This window comes from Xanthomonas euroxanthea, assembly GCF_903989455.1.
Classification (GTDB): domain Bacteria; phylum Pseudomonadota; class Gammaproteobacteria; order Xanthomonadales; family Xanthomonadaceae; genus Xanthomonas; species Xanthomonas euroxanthea.
In genome coordinates, this window is the sequence record NZ_LR861803.1 from 3748242 (window position 1) to 3768857 (window position 20616).

12 protein-coding genes and 1 other RNA gene are annotated in these 20616 nt (G+C 67.6%); 4 read left to right on the forward strand and 9 right to left on the reverse strand.

All coding sequences use genetic code 11. From position 1 onward, the window contains the following. The first annotated feature begins 164 nt into the window (after window positions 1–164). Window positions 165–2129 (forward strand): glycoside hydrolase family 97 protein, encoded by a 1965-nt coding sequence (locus H7A86_RS15675; RefSeq protein WP_119131061.1) that lies wholly within the window; start codon window positions 165–167, stop codon window positions 2127–2129. A 303-nt stretch (window positions 2130–2432) separates the two neighbouring features. On the opposite strand, the gene H7A86_RS15680 is transcribed toward H7A86_RS15675, so the two are convergent. The 9 genes from H7A86_RS15680 to cysD form a co-directional block, all read right to left on the reverse strand. Further along, window positions 2433–3944, reverse strand: a complete 1512-nt coding sequence (locus H7A86_RS15680) for a carboxylesterase/lipase family protein (protein WP_119131060.1) — start codon at window positions 3942–3944, stop codon at window positions 2433–2435. After that, window positions 3944–4855: a TrmH family RNA methyltransferase gene (locus H7A86_RS15685; RefSeq protein ID WP_119131059.1), complete on the reverse strand. Its 912-nt coding sequence runs from the start codon at window positions 4853–4855 to the stop codon at window positions 3944–3946. The genes H7A86_RS15680 and H7A86_RS15685 overlap by 1 nt, the downstream gene beginning before the upstream one ends. Window positions 4856–5177: 322 nt before the next feature. Continuing rightward, entirely contained in the window at window positions 5178–5720 is a 543-nt protein-coding gene (locus H7A86_RS15690) for a GNAT family N-acetyltransferase (protein WP_119131058.1), read from the reverse strand. A gap of 17 nt (window positions 5721–5737) precedes the next feature. Then, a non-coding RNA gene (locus H7A86_RS15695) (sX9 sRNA) lies at window positions 5738–5814 on the reverse strand. 117 nt (window positions 5815–5931) lie between these two features. Next, a complete protein-coding gene (locus tag H7A86_RS15700; RefSeq protein WP_119131057.1) occupies window positions 5932–8607 on the reverse strand; it encodes a M1 family metallopeptidase in 2676 nt (891 codons plus the stop codon). Window positions 8608–8760: 153 nt separating this feature from the next. After that, entirely contained in the window at window positions 8761–11886 is a 3126-nt protein-coding gene (locus H7A86_RS15705; protein ID WP_119131056.1) for an efflux RND transporter permease subunit, read from the reverse strand. Then, window positions 11883–12968, reverse strand: a complete 1086-nt coding sequence (locus H7A86_RS15710) for an efflux RND transporter periplasmic adaptor subunit (protein WP_119131055.1) — start codon at window positions 12966–12968, stop codon at window positions 11883–11885. The genes H7A86_RS15705 and H7A86_RS15710 overlap by 4 nt, the downstream gene beginning before the upstream one ends. 119 nt (window positions 12969–13087) lie before the next feature. Continuing rightward, window positions 13088–15064 carry a sulfate adenylyltransferase subunit CysN gene (gene cysN / locus H7A86_RS15715; RefSeq protein WP_119131054.1) on the reverse strand — a complete coding sequence of 659 codons (1977 nt, stop codon included), beginning with the start codon at window positions 15062–15064 and terminating at the stop codon, window positions 13088–13090. Continuing rightward, on the reverse strand, window positions 15064–15972 hold the full coding sequence (gene cysD, locus H7A86_RS15720) for a sulfate adenylyltransferase subunit CysD (protein ID WP_104583683.1): 909 nt from the start codon (window positions 15970–15972) through the stop codon (window positions 15064–15066). Before cysD ends, cysN begins: the two co-directional genes overlap by 1 nt. A gap of 180 nt (window positions 15973–16152) precedes the next feature. On the opposite strand from cysD, the gene H7A86_RS15725 reads away from it, so the two are divergent. The 3 genes from H7A86_RS15725 (at window position 16153) to H7A86_RS15735 (ending at window position 20537) form a co-directional block, all read left to right on the forward strand. Next, a complete protein-coding gene (locus H7A86_RS15725) occupies window positions 16153–18000 on the forward strand; it encodes an assimilatory sulfite reductase (NADPH) flavoprotein subunit (protein WP_119131053.1) in 1848 nt (615 codons plus the stop codon). Window positions 18001–18108: 108 nt separating this feature from the next. Next, on the forward strand, window positions 18109–19815 hold the full coding sequence (cysI, locus tag H7A86_RS15730; protein WP_104648894.1) for an assimilatory sulfite reductase (NADPH) hemoprotein subunit: 1707 nt from the start codon (window positions 18109–18111) through the stop codon (window positions 19813–19815). Beyond that, window positions 19812–20537, forward strand: coding sequence for a phosphoadenylyl-sulfate reductase (locus tag H7A86_RS15735; protein ID WP_104583686.1), 726 nt, complete (start codon window positions 19812–19814; stop codon window positions 20535–20537). Before cysI ends, H7A86_RS15735 begins: the two co-directional genes overlap by 4 nt. Window positions 20538–20616: the final 79 nt, after the last annotated feature.

Consider the following 20616-nt stretch of genomic DNA (forward strand, 5'->3'; position numbering starts at 1 on the left):
ACTGCCAAAACGACGCGTAGCCGCTTTGCCATTGCCTCTGCCGTGATGCCGCCCGTGGCTGCCGCCCCTGTTTCAGCGGCCATGGTGCGAGGTAACGTTACCCCAGCTGGATATCGACGACAACCGTTCTGCGTTAGGGTTGGCGCTCCCAGGAGGAGGGACTCATGCGAAACCTGATCCAGTCCGCAGTACCGGCGGCGTGCGCGTTGCTGTATTCGATTGCGTTGCCTGCATCCGCGCAGCGCCTGCAGGTGCAATCGCCCGACGCACGTACGCAGGTGGAATTCACGCTACGCGAGGGCGGCGTGCCGAGCTATCGCGTGCTGTATCGCAACAAAGTCGTGCTCGACGACGCGCCGCTCGGGCTGGACCTGGGCCGGGCCAACACCCTCGGCAAGGCGATGACGCTGCAAGGCAGCACGACCGAAACGCATGACAGCCGATTCGAATTGCCCGTAGGCAAGACACGTCAGGCGCGCGATCACTATCGTCAATTGCGCGTGCAGTTGTCAGACCCCAAACAGCGGCGCCTGACGGTGGAATTGCGTGCCTACGACGACGGCGTTGCGCTGCGTTATGTGCTGCCCGACGCCGGTGAGGTGCGGATTCGCAACGAACTCACCGGCTTTGCATTCCCCAGCGATTACGCATGCTGGACCTTGAACCTGGGGCGCTTCGGAACCAGCCACGAGGGCGAATACGATGCGATCGCCGCATCCAGATTGCGCCCGCACAATCTGCTGGAGTTGCCGCTGGTCTGCCAGACCGATGCCGGCGGCACCACGCTGGCGATTGCCGAGGCAAACCTGCGCGACTATGCCGGCCTGTATCTCACCGGCCGCGAGGACGGCAGTCTGGGCGTAGCGGCGAAATTATCGCCACGCCTGGACGACCCCACGCTGGCGGTCAGCGTCGATGCCAAAGGCCAGGATTTCGCCACGCCATGGCGGGTGATCATGCTGGGTGACAGCCCGGCCAGCCTGATCGAATCCAACCTGATTTCCGCGCTGAACCCGCCGCCTGCCTTCGATGCGAGCTGGGTGCGCGCGGGCAAATCGGCATGGGACTGGTGGTCCGGCGGGCTGGCCGGCGGCGTGGCGCAGCCGGGCATGAATACCGCCACGATCGAGCGCTATATCGATCACGCGCAGCAATTGAAGCTGCAGTACATGCTGATCGACGACGGCTGGTATGTCGGCAGCACCGGCGATGGCCAGTACAACGTCGATGCCGATATCCGCCGGCCGGTGGAGCAGCTCGACCTGCCGGGCCTGGTGGCTTACGCACGGCAGCGCGATGTCGGGCTGTGGCTATGGGCGCATTGGCGCGCGCTCGATGCGCACATGGACGAGGCACTCGCCTGGTATCAGCAGCTCGGCATCAAGGGCATCAAGGTCGACTTCATGGACCGCGACGACCAGCAGATGGTGGACTTCTACCATCGCCTGCTAGCCAAGGCTGCCGAGCACAAACTGCTGGTGGACCTGCATGGCGCCTATCACCCAACCGGCCTGACCCGCACTTACCCCAATTACCTCACGCAGGAAGGCGTGCTCGGCGCCGAGTACAACAAGTGGACCACGCGCATCACCGCAACCCACAACCTCACGCTGCCATTCACGCGCATGTTGCTCGGCCCGATGGACTACACCCCGGGCGGCTTTCGCAATGTGCGCCCGGCCGAATTCACGATGCAGCACATCGCGCCGCAGGTGATGACCACCCGCGCGCAGCAACTGGCGATGTATGTGGTCTACGAAAGCCCGTTCGCGGTGGTCGCCGACAGCCCGGAGCAGTACGAAAACGTGCCGGCCGCGCAGTTCCTGCGCGATGTGCCGGCCAGCTGGGACGAGACACGCGCACTCGACGGCGCCATCGGCGAGCACATCGCACTGGCGCGGCGCAGCGGCAAGGACTGGTACGTAGGCGCGATGACCAACGAGCAGGCCCGCACGCTGACGGTGCCGTTGACGTTCCTGGGCAAGGGCCGCTGGACCGCCACCATCTACGCCGATGGCCAGGCCCCGACGGACGTACGCATCGACACGCGCCAGCTCACCTCCACCGACAGCCTGCAGCTGCCATTGGCTGCAAACGGCGGGGCTGCGGTGCGACTGCAGAAAAAGTAAGAACAGCCATGCTGATCGCCCCAAGGCAGGCGGATGCCACCCGGTCGCGGCGTCGGTGAGGCATGGTTACTCCATCCCGTGCAGCGGCTGTCGTCGGTGAGCGTGGCGCAGCCGTGCTGCCATACGTTGGCGATGGCCGGTTACGGGTATCCGTATGCATTGACTCCGGCGTCACCCGCACCGGCCTGTCGGCGGAAATGCGCAACGGCGGTTTCTACTTCTGCGGGCCGGGCAGCGCACGTTGAGCTGAGTTGAGTTGGCTTGAGTCGATCGCGCGCACCGTTTTTCGGTGCGCGCGATCGATTACGGCAGGTCCACGCCTGCGCACACGTCCGGGCGCGCGTCCTTGAGCGGGTGCACGCCACTGGCGTCGAACCGCAACGCCGCATGCCCGGGTGCGAACGCAGGCCAGGCCGGCAAGCCCGTGGCATTCGGATTGCCGCGCTGCACGAACGCGGCCCAATAGCGTTGCAGGCTCACCGGCGGCTGGCCGATCGGCAGGTCCTTGAACAGGAACGGCAGCTCGGCGCTGTGCGTGACCTGCCCGCCCGGTGCGGCGGTATCGAACACGTAATGCCACACCGGCACGCCGAGTGCGGCCTGATGCTGGGCGACGGTCACCGCCGGGCAACGGAAAGTCAGGTCGGTGGACAGCTGCATCGCCGCATCGCCCTGACGCGCCGCACGCTGCGCCGCATGCGTGCGCTGCGCCTGCAGCACCGCATCGGCCTGCGCCGGATAGTCGCGCCGCAGCCGCGCCTGCGCGCCCTGTTTGCCACCGTATTCCAGCTCCTGCGCCACGTAGCCGATCAACAGCGGCACCCTGGCCTGTGCACCGTCGGCCAGCAACGCGGCCGGCGCACGTGGCAGCACGCGTCCGTCGACCACGGCCTGCAGCCAGATGTAGCCATCGTCATCCAGTGCTGGCACGTCGACGCCCTGCCCGGCCTTGATCAGCTGCTCCACCGGCAACGCGCGCAACTGCGCCAGGCGTGTCGCAGCATCCTCGATGCCTGCGCGCCTGGCGATCTCCACACCCAGCGCGCGATTGTCCTCCAGCGAACGTGCCGGCAATCCGAACCCGGCAGTGCCGCTTTGCTCGATCGCCGCCGAGAACAGGCCACGTGCCAGCGGGCTGAGCATCAGCAAGCCCACGTCCTGGCCGCCGGCCGACTGCCCGGCGATGGTGACCCGCGCAGGATCGCCACCGAATTGCGCGATGTTGTCGCGCACCCACTGCAGTGCGGCGATCTGATCGAGCAAGGCGTAGTTGCCCGCGGCTTGGTTGTCGCCATCGCGCAGTTCCGGCAGCGACAGGAAGCCGAGTGCGCCGAGCCGGTACTGCAGCGTCACCACCAGCACGCCCTGTGCGACCAGGTTGGTCGGCAGGTGGCCGTCGGCGCCGCCGGCCACATTGGCGCCGCCATGAATCCACACGAACACCGGCAGCGGCTTGGCCGGCTGCAGCGTTGGCGTCTGCACCTCGACGTAGAGACAGTCTTCGCTGCCGCGCCTGGCCATCGCATTGTTCCAGCCCAGCGCCGGTTGCACGCATGGGGTGGCGGCCCGGGTGGCATCGCGCACCTCCGACCAGGCCGCCGCCGGTTGCGGCGGCTGCCAGCGCAATGCGCCCAATGGCGGGGCGGCAAACGGAATTGCGCGAAACACCGCACTGCCGTCGTCCTGCCATTGCCCGCGCACCACACCGTGATCGGTACGCACCTGTGGCGGCGTGGCAGGCGTGGACGCGGCGGCAGCATGCGCGCCGGCGCTCGCTGCGCAGGCGGTGGCAAGCAGCCAGGCAGACAGGCGCATCACGGCGTTCCGCCCATCGCACGGGCACGCCAGGCGGCCTGGAACACCGCGGTGGCCGAGGCCACGTTGAGGCTTTCGACCTTGCCGCTGCCGCGGATCGACAACTGCAGGTCGCAATCGCGCGCGAACTGGCGGTCCATGCCCTCGCTCTCCGCGCCCATCACATACACCAGCCGCTGTGGCAGCGCAGCGGCGAACACGTCCTGGCCGCCTTCCACCAGCGTGGCGGCCACCGCAAAACCGGCCTGACGCAGCTGTGCCATCGCCGTTGCCGTCTCGGGCAGCTGCACCAGCGGCACCGCTTCGGCGCCACCTTCGGCCACGCGCGCGGCTGCACCGGACAGCCCCAGCGTGGCGCCGGCAGGCAGCAGCAGGCCGGCCACCCCGAAGTGTGCGGACGAGCGCAAAATCGCGCCGAAGTTGTGCGGGTTGCCCACGCCATCCAGCCACAGTGCCAGCACCGGCCCGGCCGGCAATGCAGCCAGCCAGTCCTGCAACGGTTGCGGGGCGACGCGCAGCACATCGGCCACCACACCCTCATGGTGCGTGCTGGCGGCGAGCTTGTTGAGATCGGCCTCCTCGACCACGCGGTAGCCGATGCGCTGGGACACGCACCAGGCCAGCAAGGCCTTGAACTGCGGAATGCGCGCCTGGCTCAGATACAGCTTGCGCACCGCCTCCGGGCGCGCCTTGAACACCGCCTGCACGGCGTTGATGCCGTACAGCCGCAGCTCGCGCGCATTGCTACCGGACGACGCAGTGACGGCAGGCGTGTCGGCCGCTGCTGCCTGCTGTGCCGGCGGGCGGCCTGCAGGTGTGCGCGGCGCGGCGCGGCCCCAGGGATTGTGCGCGGCGCCGGAGCTGCCGCCATCGCGCGGCGGTCGTGCGCCCCGTCCATCATGCTGTGTCATCGTCGTATCCAAGGTTCGTGTTGCTTGCAGGGTCTGCAGGGACCGTATCGCCCTTCCACCACCCAGCGGTGTTGGTCATCTGCACGCCGATGCAGCCGGCGGTGCAAACGCATGGCGACGATGGTAAGCCACTGGCATAGCCAGCCGTACACGCGGCAGCGGAAGCATGGCGTTCAAGGCCCGGTAAGGGGCGACTCGGGGTGACCTCGACGCCGTGCAGAACACGCCCGGGATCGGCACCGATGTCGGTGATGGATCTGCGCGAATCAGCAGCGCGCAGAACCGCTCGGCCGATGCGTTCGCCGTGGCACGCAGACGCGGCTCACACCAGCGCGGCCGGCCGCCCCACCCGCGCGAACACGCGCAAATCGTGCAATCCATCCGGCTTCATGATCGCGCAGCGGCTGACGCCTTCCTCGACGAAGCCGTTGCGCAGCAGCACCCTGGCCGATGCCGGATTGGTGTCGAGCACGGTGGCCTGGACGCGATGGAGCGGCAGGGCCTGCATCGCCCAGGCCACATAAGTGGCCACGATGCGCGTCATCCAGCCACGGCCCCAGTATGCGCTGCCGATCCAGTAGCCCAGCTCGGCCGAAAAGCGCCGCTCGCCCTGCCCTGGACGCACCGCGATCGTGCCGCAGGCCTGGCCGTCGATCTCGATGGCCAGCACCGGGTGTTGCAGATCGACCACGCGTCCGGCCAGGAACGCCTCGCCGTCGGCGCGCGTATACGGATGCGGAAACCGATCACTCAATCCGCGCGGCACCAATGGGTCGTTGGCGTGCAGCAACAAGGCGCCCAGGTCGTCCTGGCGCCAGCGGCGCAGCACGAAGCCCTCTCCGTGCAGCATCAATGATTCGTCCATCGCTTCGTCCCTGGAGTGGCTGACAAAACGTAACGGGCAGTCGCCAGGTGGATACGCAAGGCGCGCCCGGAACCGGAGTGTACGCGTGGCACATGCCGATTCCAGGCACCGGCTGCGCGCCTGACGGTGAGCGCAGTCGTTTCGTTTGCCGCTCCAGGTCGCGCAGCATCGACACCGTCGATACCGCGCACCCGGGCCGCAAGCCGGCGACTCAGCGCCTGGCGGTCTGCGCCTGCTTGAGCGCGGCGCACAGGCGGATGGTCTCGCCGGTCTGGGCCATGCCACGGTCGGCACCGCTGAGCGTGGCCAGGCGCGGTTTGAAGAACGCATCCAGGCGGTCGGCTTCTTCCACGCTGCAGCCACCGGACGCGCCCAGCGCCGGCAACCCGCCGCCATCGAACGAGCCGCTGCGCTGCACGATGCGGTCGAAGTTGGCGGTGAACCACGGCCACATCGAATCGTGCGAGGTCTCGTAACTGTGGCCGCGCGTCAGAAGGCTCTTCATCTCGCCCACCTTGATCGCATCGGTCAGCGCGAAATCACGCACCTGGGTGAGTAGCGCCGGGTCCTGCACCGCGCCCAGGGCGGCGATCATGGCGTTGCGCTGCGCCGGGTCGGCGTGCGTGCGCAGCGCAGCGATCAAGGCCTGCACCGCCGGTGCGCCGCGCTCCTGCGTGGTCACTGCCAGCGCAGTGCCGAGCAGATCCGGATTGGCCTTGGAGAAGTCCAGTGCGCCGTTGCCGCCAGCCAGTACCGCATCGCCCTGCGCGAGCAGTGCCTGGCGCACCTCCGCGTTCTGCAGGCGCAGCGCGAACAGGCCGGCCAACGCCGAGCGCAAGCTGGTGTCGTCGATCGATTCGCCGCTACGCCGCGTGTAACCCAGCTGGCGCAGACGCGGCAGATAGGCCTGTTCGGCCACCTTGCGCAATGCGCCGCGCTGGGCCTCGCTGGTGGCCTGGTAGCGCCAGATCCACACGAAGCGGTTCAGCAACGCGGTGGACACATCGGCCGACGCGGACGGCGCCAATTGCCTGAGCGCTGCCAGCACCGCGTCGCTGTCGGCATCGCCATGGCGGTAGGCCGCATCGATCGCATCGGCATAGGCCAGCTGTTCGTTGTCGTCGAGCTGGCCGACCTGCTTGCCCAGTGCGGCCAGCTGCTTCTTCGGCAGGCTGAAGCGGTAATAGCCGGCGCCACGCGCATTCGGGAACACCCAGGTGTTCTTGCCGGCGCCGTCCAGCACGATGCTGCCGCTGGCGCCGTCGAGCATCTGGCAGGCGGTGCCGACCTGGTCCTTGCCCTTGCCGTACTTGACGCACACCGGCACGCCCCATTGCTGCGCGGCCGCGCCGGTGGAGCCCAGCGGCAGGTAGCGCTGCTGCTGCAGCCTGACCACGGTCTTGCCGCCTTCACTGGCGAGCTGGGTCTGCAGGTACGGCACGCCCGGCTGATTGAGGAAGCTGCGGAATGCGGCCTTGAACTCTTCGCCCTTGCCGGCGGCGGCGGCGATCGCATCGACCAGATCGTCGGCGGTGGCGTTGCCGAATTTATGCTTGGCGATGTAGGCGCGCATGCCCTCGCGGAACACATCTTCGCCGACGAAGGCTTCGAACATCGCCAGCACCGCCGCACCCTTCTGGTAGGTGATGCCGTCGAAGGCGGTTTCGATATCGCCGTTGCCGGTGATCGGCTGGCGGATCTTGCGCGCGCTGACCAGGCTGTCGTTGTCCATCGCATGCTGGGCACCGGCGATGCGGTCCAGATTGGCGCGGTATTCCGGGTGCAGCTGCATGGTGATCTTCTGCTGCATCCAGGTGGCAAACGCCTCGTTCAACCACAGGTCGTCCCACCATTCCATGGTGACGGCGTCGCCGGTCCACTGGTGGGCCAGCTCATGGGCATTGGTGTTGAAGGAGCGCTGCACGTTCTCTGCCGGCGAGTCCTTGTCCAGCAGCAGCAGCCAGTCGCGGAAGGTGACAAACCCGGGGTTTTCCATCGCACCGGCGCTGAAGTCCGGGGCGGCGACCAGATCGAGCTTGTCGAACGGATACCCGAAGGCGTAATAGTCCTCCAGCGCGGCGATGATCGCCGGGGTCTGGTCCAGCGCCGGGGTGATGCGCGGCCCCTGGCCCTTGGCGGCAATGCCGCGCAACGGGGTCGGATTGGGGCGCTGCGGGGTGGCCGGCATGGGCGGCACGTCCACCACGTCCCACGGGCCGGCGGCGTAGGCGACCAGGTAGGTCGGCAGCGGCACGGTCGGGGCGAAGCTCACCGTCTTCCAGCCCTTGCCGGCCGGCTTGGTCGAGGTGGCGATGGTGTTGGCCAGCGCCTGGTCGTCGGTGGGCACGGTCAGGCTGAGGTCGAACGGGGTCTTGAACGCCGGCTCGTCGAAACCGGGGAACGCATAGCGCGCGCTGATCGGCTCCATCTGCGTCATCGCATAGGCCTGGCCCTGGTACTTCACCTGGTACAGGCCCTGCAGCTGCTGGTTGAGCGGCGCGCTGTAGACGATGTCCACGGTAAGCGTCTGCGGCTGCAGCGTGCGGCCGAAATCCAGGCGCACCACGCCGGTCTGCGCATCGGCTTGCACGTAGCGTACGGTCAGTGCCTTGCCCTTGGCCGGCTGGACCGTGGCCTTGCTGACCTTCAACTCCTTGCCGTGCAGCCACAGATGGTCGGAGGCCTGCTTGAGCTGCACGCGGATGCTGCTGCGGCCGCTGAACTCGGCCTGGTCCGGGTCGATCTTGAACGCCAGGCTGTAGCGCTCGGGCACCGCCCAGGTCGGCAGGCGGCCATTGGGGACCGCCTCGCCGGAGGACTGCGCCAGCGCGGTGCCGCAGCACAGCGCAAGGAGAGAGGGAGCAAGCAGGCAGGCAAGACGACGCATTGGCGATTCCGATCAGGATAACCACAGGAGTCGACCATAGCCGGGCATGACTGTCATGTGACCTTAGTCATTGCGCAACGACGCGGCGGCTGCGCAGACACCCACACGGCAGGCACGGGCATGGCACTGCGGCCCGTCAGCAGCCTGCCGTGCTCAGGCGTGCCCGCCTACAGACGGCGTCTGCGCCTCCAGGGTTTCCAGCTCGCGCGCCACCGCTTCGGGCGACTTGGTGAATGGCGCGATCAGGCTGTAGAACGCCGGCACCACGTACAGCGACAGCAACGTGGACAGCGACACGCCGAAGATCACCACCACGCCGATCGTGGCGCGGCTGGCCGAGCCGGGCCCACCGGCCACCACCAGCGGAATCGCGCCGACCACGGTGGCGATCGAGGTCATCAGGATCGGACGCAGGCGCACCGATGCCGATTCCACGATCGCCGCGTGCACGCTGCGGCCTTCGTCGCGCAACTGATTGGCGAATTCCACGATCAGGATGCCGTTCTTGGCCGCCAGGCCCACCAGCATCACGATGCCGATCTGGCTGAACAGGTTGAGCGTGCCGCCGGTGAGCCACAGGCCAACCAGCGCGCCGAGCACTGCCAGCGGTACGGTGAGCATGATCACCAGCGGATGGGCGAAGCTCTCGAACTGCGCGGCCAGCACCAGGTACACCACCAGCAGGGCCATGCCGAAGGTCAGCAGCACCGCACTGCCGGATTGCTGGTACTCGCGCGATTCGCCCTTCCAGTCCACCTGCGCGTACTCGGGCAGTTCCTCGCGCGCGGCCTGCTGCGCCCAGGCAATGGCCTCGCCGAGCGGATAGCCCGGCGCCAGGCCGGCACTGATGGTGATCGCACGCAGGCGGTTGAAGCGATTGAGGGTACCGGCCTCGGCCACTTCGCTGAGCGTGACCAGGTTGGACAGCGGAATCAGCTCGCCACGCGTGGAGCGCACGCGGATGGCGGTGAGGTCTTCCGGCGCCATGCGGCCCTCGCGCCCGGCCTGCAGCATCACGTCGTACTCCTCGCCGTTGTCCACGAACGTGGTGACGCGGCGCGAGCCCATCATCGCTTCCAGCGCGCCACCGATCGCAGTGACCGGCACGCCCAGGTCGGCCGCACGCAGGCGGTCGATGTTCACGCGCATCTGCGGGCGGGTTTCCTTGTAGTCCGAGTCCGGGCCGACCAGGCCAGGATTGGCTTCCATGCGCTGCAGGATGCGATCGCGCCACTGCGCGATCTCCGCATAATCCGGCCCGCCCAGCACCAGCTGGAACGGCTGCCCGCGGCTGCGCACCAGGCCGCCGCTCACCTGCGTGCGTGCACGCACGCCGCTGAGCACATTGAGTTTCTGCTGCAGTTCGTCGGCCACTTCGGTGGTCGGGCGCGTGCGTTGCTCCCAGTCCTGCAGGAACACGCTGACCCGGCCGGTATGCATTTCCTCGCTGCTGCCGAAGCCGCCGGGCACGCGCGGGTTGGCGCGCACGATCGGCTTGTCCGGGCCCACGTAAGGGCCGAGGATCGCCTCGACCTGATGCATCTGCCCCACGGTGTAATCGAAGCCAGCGCCCTCGGGCCCGTCGATCATGATCTGGAAATTGCCGCGGTCTTCGGCCGGGGCCAGCTCGGAGGGAATCCGGCCCATCAACCACGCGCTGGCGCCCAGCGCCAACAGCATCAGCAGCGCGAAGATCCAGGTGCGATGCACATGCCGCTCCAGCGAGCGCCCGTACGCGCCGGACACCGCCTGCATGCGGCCATCGAACCAGCGATGGAAGCGATTGGGTTTGGCCTGCCCATGCGAGCGCAACAGCTTGGACGACATCATCGGCGTCAGCGTCAGCGCCACGAAGGCCGAGATCGCCACCGCCGCTGCCAATGCCACCGCCAGCTCGCGGAACAGGCGCCCGGTATTGCCCTCCAGAAAGCCCACCGGCAGGAACACCGCCACCAGCACCGCGGTGGTGGCAATCACCGCGAAGGCAACCTGCCCGGTACCGCGCCTGGCAGCCACCAGCGGCGGCTCGCCCAGGTCGATGCGGCGCTGGATGTTTTCCACCACCACGATCGCATCGTCCACCACCAGGCCGATACACAGCACCAGCGCGAGCAAGGTCAGCAGGTTGATCGAAAAATCGAACGCGTACAGCGCGATGAACGCGGCGATCAGACACACCGGCACCGTCACCGCCGGAATCAGCGCCGCGCGTGCACTGCCCAGGAACACCCAGATCACCACCAGCACCAGCACCACCGCTTCGATCAGCGTGTGGTACACGCGCTCCACCGCCGCGTCGATAAACGTCGTGGTGTCGAAGGCGACGAAGATGTTGGTGCCCTGCGGCAGCGACTTCTGTACCTCGTCGGCCTGCGCGCGCGCCTCGCGCGCAACGTCCAGCGCGTTGGCGGTGGAATTGCGCACGATGCCCAGGCCCACATTGGGCACGCCATTGCTCTGGAAGTAGGCGCGGCGCTCGGCCGAGGTCAGCTCGACCCTGGCCACGTCGCCCAGGCGCACCACATAGCCGCCCTCGCCCTTGCTGAGCGGCAGCTTGGCAAAGTCCTCGGGCTTGAGATAGCTGCGCTCCACGCGCAAGGTGAAATCGCGCTGCGCCGATTCGATGCTGCCGGCCGGCAGCTCCACGTTCTCGTTCTGCAGCGCCGCTTCCACATCGGCCACGGTGAGTTCGCGCGCGGCCAGTTGATCGCGGTCCAGCCAGATGCGCATCGCATAGCGCTGGCGCCCGCCGATACGCACCTGCGCCACGCCGTCCAGGCTGGAGAAACGGTCCACTACGTAGCGCTCGGCGTAGTCGGACAGCTGCAGCGTGTCCATCGTGCTGGAGCTCATGTTGAGCCACAGGATGGGATCGGCGTCGGCCTCGACCTTGGAAATCTCCGGCGGGCGCGCCTGGTCGGGCATGCGATCGGAGACGCGGCTGACCGCATCGCGCACGTCGTTGGCGGCCGCTTCCACATCGCGCGACTGCACGAATTCGATACTGATGTCGGACGAGCCATTGCGGCTGCGCGCCTCGATGGTCTCGATGCCTTCGATGCCGGCCAGCGCGTCTTCCAGCACCTGGGTGATGCGGCTTTCCACAACCGCCGCCGACGCGCCGGTGTATTCCACATCCACCGACACGATCGGCGGGTCGATCGCCGGCAATTCGCGCAAGGTGAGCCGGGTGAACGACATCACCCCCAGCACGATCAGCAGCAGGCTCATCACCACCGCCATCACCGGGCGGGTAATGGACAGGTCGGAAAGTTTCATCGGGCTGCCTGCGGGCGCGCCGCTGCCGGTGTCGATGCGGGCACGGGCGCGGCCTGGTCGACCACCTTCAGCCCCGGACGCAGCTTGCCGGTGCCGTCCACCACGATGCGCTCACCGGCCTTGACCCCGTCGAGAATTTCCACCTTGCCGTCGCGGCGCTCGCCCAGGCGCACGTCGGCGCGCTCCACGCTGCTGTCGGGCTTGACCCGGAACACGTAGGACTCGCGCCCCACCTGCACCACCGCAATCTCCGGGATCACCACCGCCTGCCGCGCCGGCTGGAACAGCCGCACATCCAGCAACATGCCCGGGCGCAGCCGGCGATCGCCGTTGGGGAAATCCGCCCGCACCGTAACCGAACGGGTGGTCTCGTCGATACGCGAATCGATCGCCGCCACCACGCCCTCGAACTGCTGGCCCGGGTACGCCGCCGCGGTGCCGTTGACGGTATTGCCGAGCTGCACCAGCCCGAACTGCGATTCCGGCACCTGGAAGTCCACGTACATGCGCGCCACATCGTCCAGCGTGGCGATCACCGTGCTGGAAGTGATCAACGAGCCCGGGCTGATCTGGCGGATGCCGAGCACGCCGGAGAACGGCGCACGCACCTCGCGGTCGGTGATCTCCGCGCGCATCTGCTGCACGCGCGCCTGCGCGGCATCGCGCAGCGCGCGTTGCGTATCGACGGTGGACTTGGCCACCAGTTGCTGGCCAACCAGGCTCAACTGGCGCCGGTATAGCTGGTCGGTTTCCTCGAAGGTGGCCTGGGCCGCGGTCAGCGCCGCCTGCTGCGAGTTGCCGCGCAGCCGCAGCAGCAGCTGCCCGGCCTTGACCTCGTCGCCACTGTCGAAGTTGACCTGCTCCACCACATCGCTCACTGCCGCGGTCAGCGCCACCGATTCGCGCGCACGCACGGTGGCGATCGACTGCACGGTCGAGTTCCAGGGCTGGGTGGTCACCGCCTGCACAGAGACCGGGATGGGTTTGGCGGCGGCCGGCGCGGCGGCCTGACGGCTGCAACCGGCCAGCGTGACGGCCAACAAGAGCGCTGCGCCGAAACGCGCGCTGGGTCGAACAAGCATCAGAACATCCTGGCGGGGTACGTCGAAAGTTTAACGACCTAGCCGCCATGGAGTTGACAGAAAGGGCGTGCTTTGCACCATGACCAAAGACCCTTGCTGTCGTCGGCGCGATGCGCTGGTCAGCGTTCCAAGTCGAGGAACTCGAGCACATGGCGCGCCAGCGCCTCCACGTTCTCACCATCGGCGTGAAGATGGATCTCCGGCGCCTCCGGTGCCTCGTAGGGCGAATCGATGCCGGTGAAGTTGGGAATCTGCCCGGCCCGTGCCTTGCGGTACAGCCCCTTCACATCGCGCGCCTCGGCAACCGCCAGCGGCACGTCCACGAATACCTCGACAAATTCCCCGTCGTCGAACCGCTCGCGCGCCAGTTGCCGCTCGGCACGGAACGGCGAGATGAAGCTCACCAGCACGATCAGGCCGGCATCGGCCATCAGCCGCGCCACCTCGGCCACGCGGCGGATGTTTTCCACCCGGTCTTCGTCGGTGAAGCCCAGATCGCGGTTGAGCCCGTGTCGCACGTTGTCGCCGTCCAGGATGAAGGTGTGATAGCCCAGCGCATGTAGGCGCTTGTCGACCAGGTTGGCGACCGTGGATTTGCCCGCGCCCGACAAGCCGGTGAACCACAGCACGCGCGGCGCCTGGCCCTTGATGCGCGCACGCGCGGCGCGATCCACATCCAGATGCTGCCAGTGCACGTTGCCGGCGCGGCGCAGCGCGAACTCCAGCGTGCCGGCCGCCACGGTGGCATTGCTCTGCCGGTCGATCAGGATGAAGCCGCCCAGCACGCGGTTGCGCGCATACGGCGAGAACGCGATCGGCTCATCCAGTGCCAGATTGCAGTAGCCCACCTCATTGAGCTCCAGCCGCTTGGCGGCCAGCCGCTCCTGCGTGTTCACGTCGACCTTGTGCTTGATCTCGCTGATGCTCGCGGTGACGTTACGCGTACCGATCTTGAGCCAGTACGGGCGGCCCGGCAGCAAGGCGGCATCGTCCATCCACAGCAGATGCGCGGCGAACTGGTCGGCCACTTCCGGCGGGTCGTCGACGGCGGCGATGATGTCGCCGCGGCTGATGTCGATCTCCTCGCGCAAGGTCAACGTGACCGCCTGGCCGGCGCGTGCGCTGTCCACCTCGCCGTTGGCATCCAGCACCGAGGCCACCTGCGTGCGGCGGCCGGACGGCACCACCACCACGGCATCGCCCACCCGCACCTGCCCGGCCGCGATGGTGCCGGCATAGCCACGAAAGTGCTGGTGGGGACGATTGACCCACTGCACCGGCAGCCGGAAGCCGCTGCCGGCTTCCGGCGTCTGCACGTGCACGGTGTCGAGATGCTGCAGCAGATGCGGGCCGCGGTACCAGGGCATCCGCGTCGATGGGCTGGACAGGTTGTCGCCAGCCAGTGCCGACAACGGAATGCATTGCACATCGGCAATGCCCAACTGCGCGGCCAGCGCGCGATAGCCCTCGACGATGTCGGAAAACACCTGTGCGTCGTAGTCCACCAAGTCCATCTTGTTGACCGCCAGCACCACGTGGCCGATACCCAGCAACGACACGATGTAGCTGTGCCGGCGCGTCTGCGCCAGCAGCCCCTTGCGCGCATCCACCAGCACCACCGCCACATCGGCGGTGGAGGCACCGGTGGCCATGTTGCGCGTGTACTGCTCGTGCCCGGGGCAGTCGGCGACGATGAACTTGCGCCGGTCGGTATCGAAATAGCGATACGCCACGTCGATGGTGATGCCCTGCTCGCGCTCGGCGGCCAGCCCGTCCATCAACAACGCATAGTCGATCCCTTCGCCCTGCGTGCCATGCCGGCGGCTATCGCTCTGCAGCGCGGCAAGCTGATCGTCGAACAGGCGCTTGCTGTCGTACAGCAACCGCCCGATCAGCGTGCTCTTGCCATCGTCCACGCTGCCGCAGGTGATGAAGCGCAGCAGCGGCTTGGATTCGTGTTGATGCAGGTAGGCGCCGATGGCGCCGGGAATCGGGATTCGGGAATCGGGAATCGCAAAGGCGTCCTCCTCCGTCGTAACGTCTGCAGCAAACTGCTGTTGCGAATCCCCAATCCCCAATCCCGATTCCCTGCCCATCAAAAATACCCCTCAAGCTTCTTCTGCTCCATCGACGCACCGGGCGCATGGTCGATCATGCGGCCCTGGCGTTCGGAGCTGGTGCTGACCAGCATTTCGGCGATCACCGCTTCCAGCGTGTCTGCGGTCGATTCGATCGCGCCGGTCAGCGGATAGCAACCCAGCGTGCGGAAGCGCACCGAGCGCAGTTGCGGCGTCTCGCCCGGGTGCAACGGCAGGCGGTCGTCGTCCACCATGATCCAGGCGCCGTCGCGCTCCACCACCGGGCGCGGCGCGGCGAAATACAGCGGCACCACCGGGATCGCCTCGCGGTAGATGTACAGCCAGATATCCAGCTCGGTCCAGTTGGACAGCGGAAACACCCGCACGCTTTCGCCGGGCCTGGTGCGCGCGTTGTACAGGTTCCACAACTCGGGGCGCTGATTCTTGGGGTCCCAGCGATGCCGCGCGTTGCGGAACGAGAACACGCGCTCCTTGGCGCGCGATTTCTCCTCGTCGCGGCGCGCCCCGCCGATCGCCGCATCGAAACCGCCCTGCTCCAGCGCCTGCTTCAGGCCCTGGGTCTTCATGATGTCGGTATGTACCGCCGCACCGTGGCTGATCGGGCCGACGTCCTGGGCGATGCCGTCGGGATTGATGTGCACGCGCAGGTCCACGCCGGTCTCGGCCGCGCGGCGGTCGCGGAAGGCGATCATCTCGCCGAACTTCCAGCGCGTGTCCACATGCAGCAACGGAATCGGTGGCGGCGACGGCGCAAAGGCCTTGAGCAGCAGGTGCAGCAGCACCGAGCTGTCCTTGCCTACCGAATACAGCATCACCGGGGCCCGGAATTCGGCGGCGACCTCGCGCAGGATATGGATGCTTTCGGCCTCGAGCCGATCCAGGTGTGACAGGGGCAACAGGGTCATCGGGGTGTCGTGGGCGTCGGCGGGGCAGACCAGCCGATGGTAGGGCAAGGCGCCGCAGTGTGTGGCGCCGGCCGCCCGCACCCAAATAAGCGGCCGGCATAACGCGATAACGGCTCATCCTTTCTGGCCGCGGCAACGCATCCCTAACATCGCTGGTCTCATCAACCGCCCTGGATCCGAATGACCGCCGCCAGTTCCGCGCTACCGCCCAGCCCCTTGCCCGACGAGCGCAAGGCGCTGCTGGAACGGTTGGTCGACGGCCTGGATGCCGCGTCGCTGTGGTGGCTGTCCGGCTATACCGCCGGCCTGGCGCAGGGCCAGCCGCCGCGCTCGCTGGCGGTGCTGCCGGGCGGCCAACCGCATGCGCCGGCGCAGGAGAGCCAGCGCCTGACCGTGCTGTACGGCAGCCAGACCGGCAATGCCCGCCGGGAAGCCGAGCAGCTGGTAGCCGAGGCCGAAGCCGCCGGCCTGAGCGTGCGCCTGCTGCGCGCCGACCAGTACCCCACCCGCGAGCTGGCCAGCGAACGGCTGCTCTACGTGGTCATCAGCACCCAGGGCGAGGGCGACCCGCCGGACGATGCGATCGGCCTGGTGGAATTCCTGGCCAGCCGCCGCGCGCCCAAGCTGCCCGAGCTCAAATACGCGGTGCTGGGCCTGGGCGATTCCAGTTACGCGGAATTCTGCGGCATCGCCCGCCGCATCGACGACCGTCTGGCCGAACTTGGCGGCAGCCGCGTGCAGCCACGCGGCGAAGCCGATCTGGATATCGACAGCGTCGCTGCGCCCTGGCGCGCACAAGCGCTCAAGCACGCACGCGAACAGCTCAAGAGCGGCCCGCCATCGGCCACCATCACGCCATTGCGCAGCAGCGCGGCCGCGCCGGCGTGGTCGCATCAGCAACCTTTCCCCGCCGAATTGCTGGCCAACCAGATCATCAGCGGACGCGATTTCAAGGGCCCGCAGTTCCGTGTGTACGCCTTGCCGAGCAAGCGCGTGCGCCATCTGGAATTCTCGCTGGAAGGCAGCGGGCTGAGCTACGAGCCCGGCGATGCGCTGGGTATCCGCCATCGCAATCCGCCCGCGCTGGTGGAGGCGGTGCTGCAGACGCTGCGCCTGGATGGTCATGCCGCGGTCACCGTCGGCGAGGAGACGCTGGCCTTGCACGAGTGGCTGGCCACCCGGCGCGAACTGACCAAGCTGTCGCGGCCGCTGCTGGCCGCCCATGCCGAGCGTGCACGCGCCGACGAGCTGCAGGCGCTGCTCACCCCGACCCAGACCGCCGGCCTGGCGTCACTACTCGCCGATCACCAGCTGATCGACGTGCTGCGACGCTGGCCGGCGGATTGGGACCATGCCGGCCTGCTGGCCGCGCTGCGTCCGCTCACCCCGCGCCTGTACTCGATCGCCTCCAGCCGCAAGCGCGTGGGCGAGGAAGTGCACCTGGTGGTGGACGAACTCACCTACCAGGCGCACGGGCATGCGCACCTGGGCTCGGCCAGCGGCTTTCTTGCCGCACTGCGCGAAGGCGACACCGCGCCGGTCTATATCGAGCCGAACGAGCGCTTCCGGGTGCCGGCCGATACCGATCGCGACATCCTGATGATCGGCCCGGGCACCGGCGTGGCGCCGTTCCGTGGCTTCGTGCAGGAACGCGCCGAAACCGGCGCCAAGGGCCGCAACTGGCTGTTCTTCGGCGCCCAGCATTTCAATACCGATTTCCTCTATCAGGCCGAATGGCAGCAGGCCTTGCAGCGCGGCGAACTGCACGCGCTGGAAGTCGCGTTCTCGCGCGACCAGGCGGAAAAGATCTACGTGCAGCATCGCCTGCGCGCGCGCGGCGCCGAGGTCTATGCCTGGCTGCAGGGCGGCGCGCACCTGTACGTCTGCGGCGCCATCGGCATGGGCAAGGATGTGCACGCCGCCCTGCTCGACATCGTCGCCACCCACGGCGCCCTGGATGCGGAAGCCGCCGCGGCGTATCTCACCCAGCTGCAGGTGGAGGGGCGGTATGCGCGCGATGTCTATTAGGGCCGGGAATCGGGAGTGGGGAATCGGGAATCGGTACAGCCCGCAACTGAATTCTCCCGGCAGACCAAGCCGCTTCTTACGATTCCCCATTCCCGACTCCCGATTCCCATGACCCATTCCGTCGAAGACATCAAATCCGAAAGTCGCCGTCTGCGCGGGTCGCTGGAACAGAGCCTGGCCGATGCGGTGACCGGGGCGTTGCGCGAGGACGATCAGACCCTGATCAAGTACCACGGCAGCTACCAGCAGGACGATCGCGATATCCGCGATGAACGGCGTCGGCAAAAGCTCGAACCGGCGTATCAGTTCATGATCCGCACGCGTACGCCGGGTGGGGTGATCTCGCCCACGCAATGGCTGGCGCTGGATGACATCGCCACGCGGTACGCCAATCATTCGCTGCGCATCACCACGCGCCAGGCGTTCCAGTTCCATGGCGTGATCAAGCGCGAACTCAAGGCGACCATGCAGGCGATCAATGCCACCTTGATCGACACGCTGGCCGCCTGCGGCGATGTCAATCGCAACGTGCAGGTCGCCGCCAATCCACTGCTGTCGCAGGCGCATGCCACGCTGTATGCCGATGCCGCGCGGGTGTCCGAGCATCTGTTGCCCAATACCCGGGCGTATTACGAGATCTGGCTGGACGAAGAGCGCGTGTCCGGCTCCGGCAGCGAAGAAGAGCCGATCTACGGCGACCGTTATCTGCCGCGCAAGTTCAAGATCGGTTTCGCCGCGCCGCCGCTCAACGATGTGGACGTGTTCGCCAACGACCTGGGCTTCATCGCGATCCTGCGCGAGGGCGAGTTGCTCGGCTACAACGTCAGCATCGGCGGCGGCATGGGCGCCAGCCACGGCGATGCGGAAACCTGGCCGCGCGTGGCCAATGTCATCGGGTTTGTCACCCGCGACCAGTTGCTGGAGGTGGCCACCGCCGTGGTCACCACCCAGCGCGACTTCGGCAACCGTGCGGTGCGCAAGCGCGCGCGCTTCAAGTACACCATCGACGATCATGGCCTGGACACCATCGTGGCCGAGATCGAACGCCGTGCCGGCGTTGCGCTGCAACCTGCCAGGCCTTTCGCGTTCGAGCACAACGGTGACCGCTACGGCTGGGTCGAGGGCGACGACGGCCTGTCGCATCTGACCCTGGCCTTGCCGGCCGGGCGCATCGCCGATACCGACACCGCCGCACATCTGAGCGGCCTGCGGGCGATTGCGCAATTGAACGTCGGCCAGTTCCGCATGACGCCCAACCAGAACCTGGTCATCGCCGGGGTGCTGGCCAGCGAGCGCGCACGCATCGATGCCCTGGTCGCCCAGTACGGCCTGGATGCCGGCAATCGCGCGCCCACCGCGCTGGCACGCGGCGCAATGGCCTGCGTGGCGCTGCCGACCTGCGGCCTGGCGATGGCCGAGGCCGAACGCTACCTGCCCGACTTCAGCGCGGCGTTGCAGCCGGTGCTGGAACAGCACGGACTGGCCGACACCCCGATCGTGCTGCGCTTGTCCGGCTGCCCGAATGGCTGCTCGCGCCCGTATCTGGCCGAGATCGCGCTGGTGGGCAAGGCACCGGGCCGCTACAACCTGATGCTGGGCGGCGATCGCCGCGGCCAGCGCCTGAACACGCTGTACCGCGAAAACATCACCGAAGCGGACATCCTCGCCGCGCTCGAGCCGCTGCTGGCGCGTTATGCGGCCGAACGCGACCAGGCCGGCGACGAAGGCTTCGGCGACTTCCTGCACCGCAGCGGCCTGATCGCGCTGCCGCCCTATCCCACACACCGTCACCTCGACCTGGAACTGCTCGCATGACCGCGCTGCCCGCTGCATCGATCACTGCATCCGCGCTGGACGACCTGGACGCGCTCAACGCGCAGCTGGAAGGCCTGCACGCCGACGAGCGCGTGGCCTGGGCACTGCAGCACGGCCCGCAGGAGGCGGCGCTGTCGTCCAGTTTTGGCGCGCAGTCGGCGGTCACCTTGCACCTGCTCACCCGGCAGCGCCCGGACATTCCGGTGATCCTGGTCGATACCGGCTACCTGTTTCCGGAAACCTACCGGTTTGCCGACGCGCTGGCCGACCGACTCAAGCTCAATCTCAAGGTCTACCGCCCGCTGGTCAGCCGTGCCTGGATGGAGGCGCGCCACGGCCGCCTGTGGGAACAGGGCATGGTCGGCATCGACCAGTACAACAACCTGCGCAAGGTCGAGCCGATGCGCCGCGCCTTGGACGAGCTCAACGTGGGCACCTGGTTCACCGGCCTGCGCCGCAGCCAGTCCGGCGGACGTGCACAGACGCCGATCGTGCAAAAGCGCGGCGAGCGCTACAAGGTCAGCCCGATTGCCGACTGGACCGACCGCGACGTGTGGCAGTACCTGCAGGCGCACGACCTGCCGTATCACCCGCTGTGGGAACAAGGCTACGTGTCCATCGGCGACTTCCACACCACGCGCCGCTGGGAACCGGGCATGCGCGAAGAAGACACGCGCTTCTTCGGGCTGAAGCGCGAGTGCGGCATCCACGAGGACATCTGAGCACGACGCATCGCGCGCTCGTTACGAAGCTTGCATGCACCACCATGCGTCGAGTTTGCCGATGCACCCACCGCCGAGC

What these genes read in the sequence shown, in the direction of transcription:
- H7A86_RS15675 (WP_119131061.1), top strand. Translation starts at nt 165, where the DNA reads ATGCGAAACCTGATCCAGTCCGCAGTACCGGCGGCGTGCGCGTTGCTG.
- H7A86_RS15680 (WP_119131060.1), bottom strand. Translation starts at nt 3,944, where the DNA reads ATGCGCCTGTCTGCCTGGCTGCTTGCCACCGCCTGCGCAGCGAGCGCC.
- H7A86_RS15685 (WP_119131059.1), bottom strand. Translation starts at nt 4,855, where the DNA reads ATGACACAGCATGATGGACGGGGCGCACGACCGCCGCGCGATGGCGGC.
- H7A86_RS15690 (WP_119131058.1), bottom strand. Translation starts at nt 5,720, where the DNA reads ATGGACGAATCATTGATGCTGCACGGAGAGGGCTTCGTGCTGCGCCGC.
- H7A86_RS15700 (WP_119131057.1), bottom strand. Translation starts at nt 8,607, where the DNA reads ATGCGTCGTCTTGCCTGCCTGCTTGCTCCCTCTCTCCTTGCGCTGTGC.
- H7A86_RS15705 (WP_119131056.1), bottom strand. Translation starts at nt 11,886, where the DNA reads ATGAAACTTTCCGACCTGTCCATTACCCGCCCGGTGATGGCGGTGGTG.
- H7A86_RS15710 (WP_119131055.1), bottom strand. Translation starts at nt 12,968, where the DNA reads ATGCTTGTTCGACCCAGCGCGCGTTTCGGCGCAGCGCTCTTGTTGGCC.
- cysN (WP_119131054.1), bottom strand. Translation starts at nt 15,064, where the DNA reads ATGGGCAGGGAATCGGGATTGGGGATTGGGGATTCGCAACAGCAGTTT.
- cysD (WP_104583683.1), bottom strand. Translation starts at nt 15,972, where the DNA reads ATGACCCTGTTGCCCCTGTCACACCTGGATCGGCTCGAGGCCGAAAGC.
- H7A86_RS15725 (WP_119131053.1), top strand. Translation starts at nt 16,153, where the DNA reads ATGACCGCCGCCAGTTCCGCGCTACCGCCCAGCCCCTTGCCCGACGAG.
- cysI (WP_104648894.1), top strand. Translation starts at nt 18,109, where the DNA reads ATGACCCATTCCGTCGAAGACATCAAATCCGAAAGTCGCCGTCTGCGC.
- H7A86_RS15735 (WP_104583686.1), top strand. Translation starts at nt 19,812, where the DNA reads ATGACCGCGCTGCCCGCTGCATCGATCACTGCATCCGCGCTGGACGAC.